Origin of the sequence: Sphingomonas sp. NY01 (assembly GCF_038809135.1) — a bacterium.
Classification (GTDB): domain Bacteria; phylum Pseudomonadota; class Alphaproteobacteria; order Sphingomonadales; family Sphingomonadaceae; genus Sphingomonas; species Sphingomonas carotinifaciens.
In genome coordinates this window covers 2752623-2767457 of the sequence record NZ_CP101722.1, presented here as the reverse complement: position 1 = coordinate 2767457, position 14835 = coordinate 2752623, and the positions used below count along the sequence as shown (strand labels likewise).

General features: G+C 69.1%; 15 protein-coding genes. 6 read left to right on the top strand and 9 right to left on the bottom strand.

The window, feature by feature from the left end; genetic code table 11:
- Nucleotides 1–20: 20 nt before the first annotated feature.
- The gene (locus NPJ82_RS13450) at nucleotides 21–1349 is read left to right on the top strand and encodes an amidohydrolase (protein ID WP_342657664.1); all 1329 of its coding nucleotides are present in this window, start codon (nucleotides 21–23) and stop codon (nucleotides 1347–1349) included.
- Here NPJ82_RS13450 and NPJ82_RS13445 read toward each other — a convergent pair.
- Nucleotides 1346–2530 (bottom strand): MBL fold metallo-hydrolase, encoded by a 1185-nt coding sequence (locus NPJ82_RS13445; protein ID WP_342657663.1) that lies wholly within the window; start codon nucleotides 2528–2530, stop codon nucleotides 1346–1348. The genes NPJ82_RS13450 and NPJ82_RS13445 overlap by 4 nt on opposite strands.
- A 112-nt stretch (nucleotides 2531–2642) precedes the next feature.
- On the opposite strand from NPJ82_RS13445, the gene NPJ82_RS13440 reads away from it, so the two are divergent.
- Nucleotides 2643–4208 (top strand): amidase, encoded by a 1566-nt coding sequence (locus NPJ82_RS13440; RefSeq protein WP_342657662.1) that lies wholly within the window; start codon nucleotides 2643–2645, stop codon nucleotides 4206–4208.
- Here the strand turns inward: NPJ82_RS13440 and NPJ82_RS13435 are convergent.
- On the bottom strand, nucleotides 4175–4597 hold the full coding sequence (locus tag NPJ82_RS13435) for a DUF4345 domain-containing protein (protein WP_342657661.1): 423 nt from the start codon (nucleotides 4595–4597) through the stop codon (nucleotides 4175–4177). The two genes, NPJ82_RS13440 and NPJ82_RS13435, sit on opposite strands and share 34 nt — an antisense overlap.
- Nucleotides 4594–5046 carry a DUF2721 domain-containing protein gene (locus NPJ82_RS13430; protein ID WP_112381252.1) on the bottom strand — a complete coding sequence of 151 codons (453 nt, stop codon included), beginning with the start codon at nucleotides 5044–5046 and terminating at the stop codon, nucleotides 4594–4596. Before NPJ82_RS13430 ends, NPJ82_RS13435 begins: the two co-directional genes overlap by 4 nt.
- Before the next feature lie 138 nt (nucleotides 5047–5184).
- Between NPJ82_RS13430 and NPJ82_RS13425 the strand changes: the two genes are divergently transcribed.
- Entirely contained in the window at nucleotides 5185–6264 is a 1080-nt protein-coding gene (locus tag NPJ82_RS13425; protein ID WP_342659022.1) for a GNAT family N-acetyltransferase, read from the top strand.
- 96 nt (nucleotides 6265–6360) lie between these two features.
- On the opposite strand, the gene NPJ82_RS13420 is transcribed toward NPJ82_RS13425, so the two are convergent.
- A complete protein-coding gene (locus NPJ82_RS13420; protein ID WP_112381251.1) occupies nucleotides 6361–6810 on the bottom strand; it encodes a hypothetical protein in 450 nt (149 codons plus the stop codon).
- A gap of 72 nt (nucleotides 6811–6882) precedes the next feature.
- Nucleotides 6883–8007 (bottom strand): PHB depolymerase family esterase, encoded by a 1125-nt coding sequence (locus tag NPJ82_RS13415; RefSeq protein ID WP_342657660.1) that lies wholly within the window; start codon nucleotides 8005–8007, stop codon nucleotides 6883–6885.
- A gap of 246 nt (nucleotides 8008–8253) precedes the next feature.
- Between NPJ82_RS13415 and NPJ82_RS13410 the strand changes: the two genes are divergently transcribed.
- A complete protein-coding gene (locus NPJ82_RS13410; protein ID WP_112381249.1) occupies nucleotides 8254–8478 on the top strand; it encodes a hypothetical protein in 225 nt (74 codons plus the stop codon).
- A gap of 61 nt (nucleotides 8479–8539) precedes the next feature.
- Here NPJ82_RS13410 and trmB read toward each other — a convergent pair whose 3' ends face one another.
- The gene (gene trmB, locus NPJ82_RS13405) at nucleotides 8540–9220 is read right to left on the bottom strand and encodes a tRNA (guanosine(46)-N7)-methyltransferase TrmB (protein WP_342657659.1); all 681 of its coding nucleotides are present in this window, start codon (nucleotides 9218–9220) and stop codon (nucleotides 8540–8542) included.
- A gap of 107 nt (nucleotides 9221–9327) precedes the next feature.
- Here trmB and NPJ82_RS13400 point away from each other — a divergent pair, with 107 nt between their 5' ends.
- Nucleotides 9328–9933 carry a phosphatase PAP2 family protein gene (locus tag NPJ82_RS13400; RefSeq protein WP_342657658.1) on the top strand — a complete coding sequence of 202 codons (606 nt, stop codon included), beginning with the start codon at nucleotides 9328–9330 and terminating at the stop codon, nucleotides 9931–9933.
- Between the two features lie 69 nt (nucleotides 9934–10002).
- Here NPJ82_RS13400 and metK read toward each other — a convergent pair whose 3' ends face one another.
- Together metK and lnt are read right to left on the bottom strand one after the other, a co-directional pair.
- Complete coding sequence (gene metK / locus NPJ82_RS13395) at nucleotides 10003–11205, bottom strand: methionine adenosyltransferase (protein ID WP_342657657.1); 1203 nt, start codon at nucleotides 11203–11205, stop codon at nucleotides 10003–10005.
- Nucleotides 11206–11247: 42 nt separating this feature from the next.
- Complete coding sequence (gene lnt / locus NPJ82_RS13390) at nucleotides 11248–12780, bottom strand: apolipoprotein N-acyltransferase (protein WP_342657656.1); 1533 nt, start codon at nucleotides 12778–12780, stop codon at nucleotides 11248–11250.
- A gap of 154 nt (nucleotides 12781–12934) precedes the next feature.
- Between lnt and NPJ82_RS13385 the strand changes: the two genes are divergently transcribed.
- Nucleotides 12935–13237, top strand: a complete 303-nt coding sequence (locus NPJ82_RS13385; RefSeq protein ID WP_342657655.1) for a polyhydroxyalkanoic acid system family protein — start codon at nucleotides 12935–12937, stop codon at nucleotides 13235–13237.
- Between the two features lie 166 nt (nucleotides 13238–13403).
- Here the strand turns inward: NPJ82_RS13385 and NPJ82_RS13380 are convergent, their stop codons facing one another.
- Nucleotides 13404–14729 (bottom strand): sorbosone dehydrogenase family protein, encoded by a 1326-nt coding sequence (locus NPJ82_RS13380; RefSeq protein WP_342657654.1) that lies wholly within the window; start codon nucleotides 14727–14729, stop codon nucleotides 13404–13406.
- Nucleotides 14730–14835 lie beyond the last annotated feature (106 nt).

Sequence of the window (14835 nt, the reverse complement as noted above, 5' to 3'; positions counted from 1 at the left end):
CATCGATCACGGGGGACATCATGCGTCATCTTTGTGCCACCGCCACGCTGCTCGCCCTCGCGACGCCGGCCATGGCCGAGCCGGATTATGCCGCGGCCGTGAAGGCGGATTACGATCGCGACCTGAAGGGCTTGTGGGACTGGTTTCACCGAAATCCGGAACTGTCGTTCAAGGAGGAGAAGACGGCGGCGCGGATGGCGGCGGAGCTGCGCCGGGTGGCGGGGATGCAGGTGACGGAGAAGGTGGGCGGCACCGGGGTGGTCGGCGTGCTGCGAAACGGTGCGGGGCCGGTGGTGCTGGTGCGCGCCGACATGGACGGCCTGCCGGTAGAGGAGAAGTCGGGGCTGCCCAATGCCAGCACGGTGCGTCAGGTGGGTGTCGATGGCGTGGAGGCGCCGGTGATGCACGCGTGTGGGCATGATGTGCATGTCACGGCGATGGTGGGGACGGCGCGGCGACTGGCGGCGTTGAGGGACAGGTGGCGGGGGACGGTGGTGTTCGTCGTGCAGCCGGCGGAGGAGCGCGTGGGCGGGGCGAAGGCGATGCTGGGGGACGGGCTGTATACGCGGTTCCCCAAGCCGCAATATGCCGTGGCATTCCATGTGGATGCGGAGCGTGCGGCGGGCACCGTCTCCGCGGCCGAGGGCATCCAGTATTCGTCGTCGGACTCAGTCGACATCACCGTGCCGGGCATCGGTGCGCACGGCGCCAGCCCGCATATGGGCAAGGATCCGGTCTATATGGCGTCGCAACTGGTGATCGCGTTGCAGGGCCTGATCAGTCGCGAGCAGCAGCCGTTGCGGCCGGGGGTGATCACGGTCGGATCCTTTCATGCCGGCCTGAAGCACAACATCATCTCCGACCAGGCCCGGTTGCAGGTGACGGTGCGCGCCAATGACGAGGAGGAGCGCGCGCGACTGGTCGCCGGGATCGCCCGCGTGGCGCGCGGCGTGGGCGAGCTGAACGGCATGCCCGCCGACAAGATGCCGGTGGTGACGGTGATCGAGGGAACGCCGACGACGATCAACGACGCGGCGCTGGCCGGGCGGCTGAACGCCGTGCTGGCGACGACGCTGGGCGCGGATCATGTTGCGCCGTTCACGCAGAAAGGAATGGGGGCGGAGGACTTCGCCTATTACGTCCAGCCGGATACCGGCGTGCGCGGCTATTATTTCTCGGTCGGCGGTACGCCGGCGGATGTCGTCGCCGCCGCCAGGGCCGGTGGGTCCGCCATCCCCTCGCACCACAGCCCGCAGTTCAAGGTGTCGCCCGAGCCTGCGGTGGTGACCGGGGCGGTGGCGACGACGGCGGTGGTGCTGGACCTGCTGAAGCCGGCGGCGGCGTCCTAGCGGAAGCGGTCGGCACCGGCGGCGTCGAGGCAGCGGAGCAGCCGGTCGCGCGGTGTCTCCGCCACCGCGGTCGGGCGGTAGGGGCCGATCTCGACCGGGCGACCGAGCGCCACGGGGGTGAAGCCGCGCTGGCCGGTGCAGCGCATGGACGCGGCGAGCAGCGCGGGCGGCGTGTCATAGGCCTCGTAGGAGAGGCGGAACGTGCCCCAATGGATCGGTATCGCGTAGGCGGCGCCGAGCCGGCGATAGACCTCCACCGCATCGACCGGGCCGATATGGCTGCCCGATGCCATCTGGCCCGGCGCGAACCGGAACGCACCGATGGGGAGCAGCGCCAGCCGCACGGGACCGAGCCGTGCCGCCTCCGCCGGCCAGCGGCCGTCGCCCATGCCCGTATCGCCCGCAAAGAACAGGTTGCCGCCGGGCAGGGTGATGGTGAAGCTGGACCACAGCGCCCGGTTGCGGTCGGCGAACCAGCGGCTGCCCCAATGGTGGTTGCGGGTGACGACGACCGAGATGGCGGGGCGCAGGGCAAGGCGCTGCCCCCAGTCGAGCGCGGTGGCGGGCACGCCGGCCTGCGCGATGACGCTGTCGTTGCCGAGGCTGGTGACGATACGCGGCCGGTCCCGCAGCCAGAGACGGCGCAGCGTATCCAGGTCCATATGGTCGTAATGATTGTGGCTGACGACGATCAGGTCGATCCGGGGCAGGCGATCGAACGCGATGCCAGGCGGCGCGACGCGCGATGGGCCCATGCCGAAGGGCCCGGCGGTGTCCGCCCAGATCGGATCGGTCAGGATGTTGAGCCCCTGCGTCTGGACCAGCACCGTGGCATGGCCGACCCAGGTGGCGACCATGCGCTGGCCCTGCACCCGGTCGGGGGGTGCGACCGGGTCGATGCGCACCGATGCCGGCCATGGCGGCCGGTCGTCGCTGCCGGTCAGGTAGCGCCAGAAGAAACCGGCACGTCCGCCGCCGCCGGGCGCGCGCATCGTGTCCTCGTCGCCGTCCGGGTTGAAGAAGCGTTCGGTGTCGAAATGGCCGCTGGCGGGGCCGCGATAATAGATGCGGTCCAGGAAGCGCGGCACGATCGTGACCGCAAGGCCGAAGAGGATCAGGAGCAGCGCGACGAGCTTGGCAAGGACTTTCAGAACTGCGGCCACGCCCGCTCCTTCATGCATGATGATGGGACCAACGTATGTCAGGGCCCTCGGGGTCCGGCAAAGTCCGCCATCCGCATATTGCACCGGGCACCGTGCGCGGTAGCATGGCGCGAAAATCGGGGGCAATTTCATGCGGGTAGCGCAAAGATGGCTGGCGGCGACGCTGGCGGTGGCAGTGATGGCGTCGGGCGCGCCGGCGCGGCAGGTGGCGGTGGAGGAACAATCGATCGACGCGTTGCGCGCGATGCTGGCCACGGGGCGCATATCGAGCGTCGATCTGGTGCGCGCCTATCAGGCGCGGATCGCCCGGATGGATCGCAACGGGCCGCGGCTGCGCGCGGTGATCGCGCTGAACCCCGATGCGCTGGCGCAGGCCAAGGCGCTGGATGCCGAACGCAAGGCCGGGCGGGTGCGTGGTGACCTGCATGGCATCCCGGTCCTGATCAAGGACAATATCGAGACGCTGGACCCGGTGCCGACGACCGCGGGCAGCCTGGCGCTGGCGGACAATCTGACGCGACGGGATGCACCGGTCGTCGCCAGGCTGCGTGCGGCGGGGGCGGTGATCCTGGGCAAGACCAACCTGTCCGAATGGGCCAATATCCGCTCGACCCGGTCGATGAGCGGATGGAGCGCGGTGGGCGGTCTGGTGCGAAATCCCTATGCGCTGGACCGCACCGCGTGCGGTTCGTCCTCCGGGTCGGGTGCGGCGGTGGCGGCGAGCTTTGCCGCGGCGGCGGTGGGGACGGAGACGGACGGATCGATCGTCTGCCCGTCGGCGATGAACGGGCTGGTCGGCATGAAGCCGTCGATCGGGCTGGTCAGCCGCACGCATGTGGTGCCGATCAGCCACAGCCAGGACACGCCGGGGCCGATGGCGCGGAGCGTGCGCGACGTGGCGGTGATGCTGACCGCGATGGCGGGCGCCGACCCGGCCGACCCCGCGACGGCCGCTGCGGTGCCGCGCGACTTTGCCGCCGGGCTGTCCGCCCAGGCGCTGTCGGGCATGCGGATCGCCGTTCGCCGGCCGGACATGCCGCGCGCCGTGGCGGCGCGGTTCGATGCCGCGCTACAGGTGTTGCGGGATGCGGAGGCGATCCTGGTGCCGGTGACGGAGCCGAAGGTGGACGGGATCGGCGAGGCGGAGTTGGTGGTGCTGCTGACCGAGTTGAAGGCGGATCTGAACGCCTATCTGGCCAGCACGCCGCCCGCCGTGACCACGCGGACGCTGGATCAGGTGATCGCGTTCAATGCGGCACGGCCGGCAGCGGAAATGCCGTTTTTCGAGCAGGAACTGTTCGTGCAGGCGACGACGACGCACGGGCTGGACGATCCGGCGTACAAGGCGGCGCGGGCAAAGTCGCTGGCGGCGGCGCGGGGCGCGATCGACGGCATGCTGCGCGAGGCGCACGCGCATGTGCTGGTCGAGCCGAGCTATGGCCCGGCCTGGCCGAGCGATCCGGTCCACGGCGACCAATATAACGGCCCGAGCGCCAGCCAGTGGCCAGCCATCGCAGGCTATCCGCATCTGACGGTGCCGATGGGGTTGGTGCTGGGCCTGCCGGTGGGGTTGTCGTTCGTTGCGGCGAGGGACGGCGATGCGGTCGTGCTGAAGGCCGGATATGCGTATGAGCAGCGGGCGCAGGCGCGGGAGCGACCGGGTTATGCGTCCAGTGTCGAGGCGGGGGCGCGGTAGCGGCGGGCGACGCGGAATTGCCAGAGGACGAGGAGGGGGACGAGGACGAGTTCGAGCAGCAGGCCGAGGAGATGGCCGCGCGAGGGGGCGCCGACCGCCATCAGCGAGCCGAGCCGGGCAAAGCCGCCGGCGACGACGAGCGCGGCGAGCAGGCGGAAGCGGGGTCCCTGCCGCTCGACTGCGGGGATGCAGGTGGTGAAGGCCATGCCGACGCCCAGGAATATGCCCGACAGATACCGGACATGGCTGTCCAGATCGACGGGGACGAGCGGCGGACGGCCCATCCAGACGGGGCCGAGCAGCACGCCCGCCGCCCCCGCCGCGATCGGCACGCAGCAGGCGAGCGCCACCGCCACCTGCAGCAGGCGCCGCTCCACCGCCGGCGTCACGACAGGATTTCCTTGCGGACATGGATGGCGCGCAGCGAGATCCGCACCTCGATCATGAAGGCGGCCAGACACAGGATGAGCAGGGACACCGACAGGATGAAGGCGAGCGCGATCCAGGTGCCGATGTGGAATTTGCCCAGGTTCGCCACGAAAAGCAGCGCGATGACGAGGCAGGCCATGACCGCGCTGAGCACCGACATGAAGAGCGCCGCATTGATGATCGACATGCGCCGGTCGAGCAGCCGCAATTCCCATTTCAGGCGGCCGCGGTGCGCCTCGTCCCCGGCGCGTTCGAGCAGCAGTTCGAGCGCGCGGGCACGATCGATGACGCGGGCGAGCCGGCCGGCAAGCACGTTGAGCAACTGGCCGATCGCCGCCAGCATGAAGACGGGCGCGAGCGACAGCTGGATCGTCTGCGCGATGGTGGAGACGGCGGGAAGGGTCGGCATCGCGGGCAAAGGTGGCGCGGTCGCGCGTGCGAGACAAGGCCGAAGCGGCATCATGCGCCCACAAAGGCGTTGGTAACCTGCATCAATATAGACCCTCGCCATGCGGCGATCCGGACGGGATAAAGAACGATCGTGACCATGCCGATGCGCCTTGCCGGAGATGAGGGAACCACGTCGCGGGTGAGGGCGACGCTGGTCGAGGGGCTGTCCACCGCGATCGACGACGTTGCGGCGGCGGCGCCCGCCACGCATCGTTTTTTGCGGTATCAATGGTTTGCCTCGGCAGTCGCGGTATATGGCGGCCCCGCCACGACGCTTGTGGTGGAGGAGGACGGACGCCCCGTGCTGGCGATGCCGCTGGTGCCGGTGGGGCCACGCATGGCGCGCATCGCCGTCGTGCCCGGCTCCTACTGGCCGTTTCGGGCACCGGTGACGGCGGAGGGCGCGACCGGCGCGGTGGCGCGCGCGGCGCTGGCCCTGCTGGCGCGGCACCGGCGGGCGATCCGAATCGGCCCGGTGCCGGATAGCGATTCGGGCGTGACGATGCTGGTGGAGGCGGCGCGGGCATCAGGCTGGACGGCGATCGACCGGGTGATCGGCACGACCTGGATCTTCCGCATGGCCGATGCGGCGGCAGGAGGTGCGTGGCCGCGCAACTCGACGTTGCGCAAGAACCGGTTCTTTGAAAAGCATCTGGGCGAGCATGGTGCGCTGGACTGGTCGTTCCTGACCGGGGGCGACTGGCCGGCCGGGTTCGATGCGCTGGGGGCGATCGAGACGCGAAGCTGGGTCGGTCAGGAGGGGCTGGACGCCAAGTTCACAATGCAGGGGCGGCATGGTGCCTTTTGGCGCAGGGCGATGGCCGATCCGGTGCTGGCGGGCATGGCACGCGCGGCGTTGCTGCGCATCGACGGGGCGCCGGCCGCCTTCTCGTTCGACCTGGATGCCGGCCCGTGGCGCTACGCGATCGCCAACAGCTACGATCCGCAATTCGCGCGGCAGAGCCCGGGCCGGTTGCTGGTTTATCGCAATCTGGCCGACGCGCTGGCGCGGGGGGTGCGCGACGTGGACTGGGGCATCGGCGACTCAGGATACAAGGAAACGCTGGGCAGCGAGCCGGGGCCGGCGATGCGCGACTGGCTGTTGTGCGCGCCGTGCGTGTCCGCGCTGGCCGGGCGCCTGATGGCCGAAACCTGGCGGCGCAGCGCGAGGGTGTAGCCGGCGGCTCAGAGCCCGTTTGGAGATGTGCTGTGAGCGCATTTAGCGGGCTGGCACGGCCCGAAATTGCTCTTTCGCCAATTTCCAGACAGCCGCTCAGCCCGCGTCGGCGAGGATGCGTTCGACCTCTGCCGGAGTGATGCCCAGCACATCGGCGAGGCCGGATATGGTGGCGCCGCGCTTCACCATGTCGCGGACGCGATCGGGATCGGCGGTGACCGTATAGTTTCGCGTGTCGCGCTGTTCGCGCACGACATCCTTGCGGCCCGAGGAACGGCGACGGCTGGCCGCGGCGGCATGCGGATCGCGGGCGGCGAGCGCCTGTTCCTGTTCGCGGCGCGCCTCGCGGGCCTGTTCGCGCGCAGCGATATCGGCCTGGCGACTGGCGGCGCGCGCTTCCAGGCGCTGCGCCATCAGGTCGACGCGGTCCTGTGCGCGGGCTTCGCGGGCCCTGGCGCGCTCGGCGGCGCGGTCCTCCGGGCTGGCGTTCGTCCTGATGCGAAAGCCCGGCGAGGCGGCGGGCACGCCCCAGCTCTTGTCGACCAATTCTGCTGCTCCGGATCCGGTGGCCCGGCCGCCCCGTCGCCGCAGGGACGGGGGCCGGTATCCGGATCGCCGTTATCGCATCAGTCCGGCGGCGCGCAAGGCGTCCTCGATCACCTTGCCGACATTGGCGCCGACGCCGGCCGGTTCGGCGTGTTCGGCCGTGCGGGGGGCGGGGGCCGGCATCCGCTCCAGCACCGCCGTGCGGGCGGCGCCGCTTTCGCGAACGTCGTCGGCGGGGATCAGGCCCCAGAAGCGGCCGATATGGCGGGTGGAGGAAATGCTGGCATCGAGCATATAGGCGCCGGCCTGTCCGCAGCGATCGTCGCCCGCGACGGCGAGCGGGGTGCCGTGGCCCATGCCGGTGATGCTGTATTCCTCGATCACCGGCCGGCCCGATGCGTCATGCCAGACGCGGCGGGGATACCCGTCCACCGTCTCCTGCCGATCGGGTCGCGCATTGGTCCCGTGGAGCGAGCGCCATTGGCGGATGATCGCATCGGCGTTGGAGGGGGCGACGGTCGCATCCCCGCTGCCGTGCCAGATCGAGATGGTGGGCCAGGGACCGTCATGGTCGGAGGCGTCGCGCACCAGTGCGGCCAGCGCGTCCTCACCGGGGATGCCGTGGCCGCGCATGCGGTCGAACGCCTGCGGCATGGTGGTGGCGCTGCCATAGGGCAGGCCGGCGATGATCGCACCGCCGGCGAACACCTCCGGATAGGTCGCCAGCATGACCGAGGCCATCGCCCCGCCGGCGGACAGGCCGGTGACGAAGACGCGCGCCGGATCGATCGCATGCCGGGCGGTGACCGCGGCGATCATCTGGCGGATCGACAGCGCCTCGCCGGTGCCGTGGCGGCTGTCTTCGGGATTGAACCAGTTGAAGCAGAGATTGGGATTGTTCTGCCGCTGCTGCTCCGGAAACAGCACCGCGAAGCCGTAGCGGTCGGCCATGTCCGACCAGCCGGCACCCAGATCATAGCCCGCGGCGGTCTGGGTGCAGCCGTGCAGGACGACGACGAGCGGGGCATCGGGGGCGAGCGCGGCGGGAATGTGGACATAGCCGTGCAGCGCGCCGGGGTTGGAGCCGAACGCATCCAGCCTCGTCAGGCGGCTGCTGTCGGGCGCCAGCCCCGTGTTCATCGCACCGGCGCCGCGCAGTGCGGCGAGCCGGCCAACCGTATCGGAAATCTTTCGCATCGGCCGCGTCCTCATCAAGAGCCATGGCACAGGGATGGCCTATGCGACCTTGCTGCACTGCACAAGAGATGGGGCGCGGGTGGGCTTTTGCAACGGTGTGGGCAGCCAGTGGCGGTGGCTGCGCAGACAGCCGTGCAGTTTACCGGGCCGATCAGGGGATATTGATCGATGTTAGATGGTTAGGTGCACCAACGGGTTTTTTCGCGTGGTTACCATGCGGCCGGATCGGACAATGGGAGGCGACGCATGACGGATCGAGGCAAGAAGGGCCTGCGCGGCATCAACATCATTACCGGCATCTGTGGCCTGACCGCCTTGGGCGGCGCGATCTCGCTCGGGATGCTGGAGGAAAAGCAGGCCGAAAAACAGCAGTTGCGGCAGGCCGACACACGTTCGGACACGCGCCGCGATACGGAGCGTCGAGCCGCCAGAATGGCCGAGCCGGCCATCGCCGACTCGACGGTGCAGTAGGGGGATATTCGGGAGGGGCGATCACCGCGCGTGTCGCGGTGCCCCCTCCCGGACCGGTGGCTCAGCGGCGGATATACCGGAAGTACCAGACTTCGTGACCCTGGCGGCGGGCCTTGCGCTCGTAGCGGGTTTCGGGCCAGTCGGCGGGCCGCTCAAGAAAGTCGCGCGGGGTCTGCGCCTGCCAGACGAAGTCGGTGCGCGCGTTCATCACCATCATCGACCAGCGGCAATAGGTGGGATCGTCGGTGCCGAGGCGGAACTCGCCGCCGGGCTTCAGCTTGGCGGCGATCGCGTCGAGTGGACCGTGGTTCATCATCCGACGCTTGGCGTGGCGCGCCTTGCGCCAGGGATCGGGGTGGAGGAGGTAAACACGCTCCAGGCTGGCATCGGGCAGGCGCTCGACCACCTCCAGCGCATCGCCCATGTGCAGCCGGACATTGGTGAGATCGCGGTCGCGAATATGGCCGAGGGCGCCGACGACGCCGTTCAGAAAGGGTTCGCAGCCGATGAAGCCGGTGGCGGGCGCCGCCTCGGCCTGTCCGGCGAGATGCTCGCCTGCACCGAAACCGATCTCCAGTTGCAGCGGGCGATCGTCGCCGAACAGCGTTTGCGCGTCGATGGGGCCGGTTTCGGGCACGCTGAAGGTCGGCAGGGTTTCCTCGACCAGGGCGGCCTGGCCCTGGCGAAGCTTGTGGCCCTGGCGGCGGCCATACAGGCGGCGGATGGCGACGGGATCGTTCATGGCCGCCGCCCTTAATCCGATGATGCGCCGGAGCAAAGTGGCCGCACCGGCGGTTGCATCGCCGATCGGACAGTGACGGGCGGCGATCAGCACCGGGAAGGACGGCGATGGGCAAGAAGAAGGATGCCAAGAAGGCGGGCAAGGCGCTGCTGAAGGCGGATACCGAGGCGACGCACGATGTGGCGCAAAACCGCGATACCCTGTTGGTGCGGGTGGCGGGGGGCGCCAGCGAGATTGCGGATCAGCCGCCGTTGATCGCGATCTCCGCCGTGACCCTGGTGGCCGGCGTCGTGCTGCGCCGGCCGGTGCTGGCGCGAACGGGCGCGCGGATGCTGACCGCGCATCTGATCGCGACGGGCATCAAGAGCGCGGTGAAGCGCAGCGTGGTCCGGGCGCGGCCGAACCATGCGGAAAAGATCGGCAAGCCGGTATTCGAGCCGGGCAAGAAGGATACGCCGCCGCTCAATTCCTTCCCGTCGGGGCATACGGCGGGCGCCGTTGCCGTCGCCAACGCGGTTGCCCGCGACGCGCCGCTGGCGGGGCTGGCGACGCAGGGTGCCGCCGGGGTCGTCGCCGCCCTGCAACCACCGCGGGGTACGCATTATGTCAGCGATGTCGTGGTCGGCGGCGCGATCGGCTGGGTGTCGGAACGGGCAGCGCGGCTGATCGTCGACCGGTGGGTGCCGCGGATCTGGCGCCGCATCGCCAAATGACCGGATGGCAAAAGGGCCCCGACCGGCTGGCGGTCGGAGCCCTTGCGTTCATCGGTCGGGGACCGTGGATCAGTCGGCCAGTTCGGCCTTCAGCGCGTCGACCAGATCGGTCTTTTCCCAGGTGAACAGCGCACCCTCCGCATCGCGGCCGAAATGGCCATAGGCGGCGGTCTTCGAATAGATCGGCGCGTTCAGCTTCAGATGCTCGCGAATACCCTTGGGGGTCAGGCGAACGAGTTTGGGCAGCGCATGCTCCAGCTTCGATTCCTCGATATTGCCGGTGCCGTGCAGGTCGACATAGACCGACAGCGGCTCGGCGATGCCGATCGCATAGGAGAGCTGGATGGTGCAGCGCTTGGCGAGGCCGGCCGCGACGACGTTCTTGGCGAGATAGCGCGCGACATAGGCGGCCGAACGGTCGACCTTGGTCGGGTCCTTGCCCGAGAACGCGCCGCCGCCGTGCGGCGCGGCACCGCCATAGGTGTCGACGATGATCTTGCGCCCGGTCAGGCCGGCGTCGCCATCGGGGCCGCCGATTTCGAACAGGCCGGTCGGGTTGACGTAGATCGCCTTGTCGTCCGGCAGCCAGCCCTCGGGCAGAACCTCGGCAAAGACGCCCTTGACGTAGTCGCGCAGCTTGGCCTGGCCTTCGGGGTTCGACAGGTCGGCGGAATGCTGCGTCGAGACGACCAGGGCGGTGGCGCGGACGGGCACGCCCTGTTCATATTGCAGCGTCACCTGGCTCTTGGCGTCCGGCTCCAGGAAGGGGGCTGCGCCGGAGTGACGGTCGGCGGCCATCTTTTCCAGGATTTTGTGGCTGTAATACAGGGTGGCGGGCATCAGGCCGGGCGTCTCGTCGGTGGCGTAGCCGAACATGATGCCCTGGTCGCCGGCGCCCTCGTCCTTGTTGCCGCTCTCGTCCACGCCCATCGCGATATGCGCCGACTGGGCATGGAGGTTGTTCGAGAAGTCGAAGCTTTCCCAGTGGAAGCCGTCCTGCTCATAACCGATTCGCTTGACCGTCTCGCGCACGGTCTTCTCGATCTCGTCGAGCGCGCCATCGACCCAGGCGCCGTTCTCGAACACGCCCTTGCAGCGGATCTCGCCGGCCAGCACGACCTTGTTGGTGGTGGTCAGCGTCTCGCACGCGATGCGCGCTTCCGGGTCCTTGGAGAGGAACAGGTCGACGATCGCGTCGGAAATCTGGTCGGCGACCTTGTCGGGATGGCCTTCGGATACGGATTCGGAGGTGAAGATGTAGGAACTGCGCATACCCGTCCTCATAAGGATATAAAGATAGCTTTATATGTGCGTCTAACGACCACGGCGGCGGATGGCAACGGCGATGGCGAACAGGGCGATGGCGACCAGCGCGGCCAGGAGGTTGCCCAGCCGGGCAAAGAGTGTCGGCGGCAGGGCGGGGGGGATCGGCGCCTCTACCGCGCCCGCTTTCTCATGGGGAATGCGGGCGACGACGCGGCCGTCTGCGGCGATGATCGCCGAGATGCCGGTCGGGGTGGCGCGAACCACGGGCAATCCCTCCTCGATGGCGCGCAACTGCGCCTGCGCCAGGAACTGGGGCGGGCCCCAGCGGCCGTACCAGGCGTCGTTGGAGGGGTTGAAGATCAGGCGCGGGCGGTGGGCGCGGTCGACGACCTCGCCGGAGAAGATGATCTCGTAACAGACCTGGATGCCGATGGCGCCGTAAGCGGGCCAGTCGAGCGATGCCGGGCCGCGACCGGGTACGAAGTCGATATCGCCGGGGACGAGGCGCGCGAGGCCAAGCGGGGTCAGCAGCGAGGACCAGGGCAGATATTCGCCAAAGGGCACGAGATGCGCCTTGTCGTACCGGCCGGCAATCCGCGCCTCCGGCGTAATGGCGAGCACCGAGTTGCCGGCGCCGTCGATATCGCCGCGCGCATCGAAGGTCAGCGTGGTGGCATTGGTCATCACCATGTCGCGCGGACCCAGGATGCTGGCGATGCGGCGGCGGGTGTCGACCGGCCAGCGGCGATCATAGACATAGGCGGGATAGCCGTTTTCCAGCAACTGCTGGAGCAGCCCTTCCGGCCAGACGATCAGGCGGGGTGTCGCGCCGGGGCGGCCCGACCCGGCGATGAGCGCGTCGAGGGTGTAATCGCCGGCATCGGCGGTGCGCAGGTCGTTGCCGATATTGGGCTGGACGACGCGGATGCGGGGGGTGCCGGGGGCGGGGGGCGGCGCGTGGGTGAAGGGGGCGGAGGCGGCGGCGAGCGCGAAGGTGGCGGCGGCGATCGCGGGGAGCGTCCAGCGGCGCCGGACGGCGAGCAGCAGCGCGCCGGCGGCGACGATCGTCAGCCCGGACAAGGCATAGGTGCCGACCAGCGCGCTGATCCGGGCGACGCCGATCACGGGCAGCCAGAGGACCGCCAGCGGGTCCCAGGCATAGCCGGTGAGGAGGGTGGCGCGGAGATATTCGGTGGCGATCCAGGCGGCGGCGAAGACGAGGACGAAGGGGGCGTCCGGCCCGGTGTCCGTGCGGCGGGCGCGCCAGGCGATGCCGGCGGCGGCCATGGGGAAGATGCCGAGATAGAGGGCAAGGGCAACGGACGCGAAATACCCCAGCACGGGCGGCATCTTGTCCTGAAAATCGAAGGCGTGCTGAAACCAGTTGTTGTTGATGGTGAAATGGCCGAGCCCGAACAGCCAGCCCTGCCACAGCGCGGTGCGCAGCGTCGGCGCACGGTGGATGAGCAGCATCCAGCCCGCCAGCGCCACAAGGGTGAGCGGCCAGAGATGAAGGGGCGCGAAGCCACAGGCGGCAACGGCACCGAGGATGAGGGCGAGCAGGGCGGGAGAACGGGTCACGCGCTCTGCGATATGGCGCGGGCGGGGCAGGGGCAATCGGGTAGATGGGGGACTCGCCAAGCGGGTGGGCCGTACCTAGCTTGGCGGCGATGACGCCGTGCCCGTTCCGGCCCGCTTTTCACGTCCATCATCCCGCTACCAAGGAGACCAAGGCATGAGCGCACCGATCACGATGGATATCCCGCACCAGTTGGGCAAGGCGGGCGTGCGGGCGCGACTGGATGGCGGGGTCGGCAAGATCGGGCGGCTGATCCCCGGCGGGGCGCAGGTCGTGCATCGCTGGGAGGGGGACAGGATGCTGTTCACCGTGCAGGCGATGGGCCAGGCGATCGAGGCGGAAGCGACGGTGTTCGAGGACAATGTGCATGCGGTGGTGAACCTGCCTGGCTTCCTGGCGCTGTTCGCGGGGAAGATCCAGGAGGCGATCCAGCGGGAGGGGCCCAAGCTGTTGAAGTAGGGGGCGGGTGGGGCTCGCGCGGCGTTGCGCTGCTGGGCTGCCCCTCACCCTCCCGCTGCTTTGGCAGCGGGCCCCTCCAGCATCAGGTCGTCCATGCCCCCGGCATGTACTAAACGGCGCGGGGCGCTGTTTCCCTGATGCTCCCCGGAGGGGAGAGGGTTTGGATTTACCGGGCGGTGACGCGCCAGATCTTGTTGCCGACATCGTCGGCGACCAGCAGGGCGCCGGTCTTGTCGATGATGACGCCGACCGGGCGGCCCTGTGCATCGCCATCGGCGTTCAGGAAGCCGCCGACGACATCGAACGGCTTGGCGCCCGCGACCGGGAAGCCGTTGGCGCCGAAGGGAATATAGACCACCTTGTAGCCCGACACCGGCTTGCGGTTCCACGAGCCGTGTTCGCCGATGAACACGCCGTTGCCGAAGCGGCTGCCCAGTTTCGCTTCGTTCGCGAAGGTGAGGCCAAGGGCCGCGACATGGGGGCCGAGCGCGTAATCGGGCCGCTTCGAATATTGCTGAAGCTGCGGATAGGCGGGCTCGACGCGGGTGTCGGGATAGCCGCCCCAATAATACCAGGGCCAGCCGAAATGGTCGCCAAATTCCACCTGGGTCAGGTAATCGGGGGCGAGATCGGAGCCGAGCATGTCGCGCTCGTTGACCACGGTCCAGAGCCGGCCATTGGCGGGGTTGAGCGCCATGCCGTTCGGGTTGCGCAGGCCTGCGGCATAGATCCGCCAGTTCTTGTCGGCGGGCCAGACCTGGAGGATGTTGGCGCGGTACTTCTCCGCCTCCATGCCGCCTTCCGCGATATTGCTGGCCGAGCCGACGCTGACGAACAGGGTGCGGCCGTCACCCGAGGGGATGACGTTGCGCGCCCAGTGATTGCCGCCGGGGTTCAGCTTGATGACCAGTTCGGGCTTGGCGGTGATGCGGGTCGCGCCCTCGGTATAGGGTACGCGGACCAGGGCGTCGGTGTTGGCAACGTATAGCTGCCCCTCGAACAGCGTCATGCCGAAGGGCGAGTTGAGCCCGGTCATGAAGGCGGTGCGGGTATCGACGCGGCCGTCGCCATTCGCGTCGCGCAACAGGGTGATGCGGTTGGCGGAGGGAACGCCGGCACCGGCGCGGCCGAGCAGGACGTTCATCACCTTTTGCACGATGCCGCCGCCCTCGCGCGGCGGCGAGTTCGTCTCGGCCACCAGCACGTCGCCATTGGGCAGGCGGTAGAGCCAGCGGGGATGATCGAGCCCGCCGGCAAATTCCTCGATCCGCAGGCCGGGCGCGACGCTGGGTTTGGCACCCGCCTGCCAGCCGACCGCCTTGGCGACCTTGACCGTGGGAATGGTCTGCTGGCGCGGTGCGGTGATGGTCGGTTGACGGCCGACGACCTGATCGACCGGCAGTTGGGCGGTGTCCGGCCAGGCGAGCCAGGTGACGATGCCGGCCACGACAAGGAGCAACAGGCCGAGCACGATCAGGATGTGTTTGCGCATGGGCACCTTGCTAGACGTAGCCGCGGCCGAGGGAAAGAGCGGGCGCGTCAATGACAATGGCCGCCGGCGTGGGAGAAACGCCGGCGGCCGATCGGGCCCGTCAGGG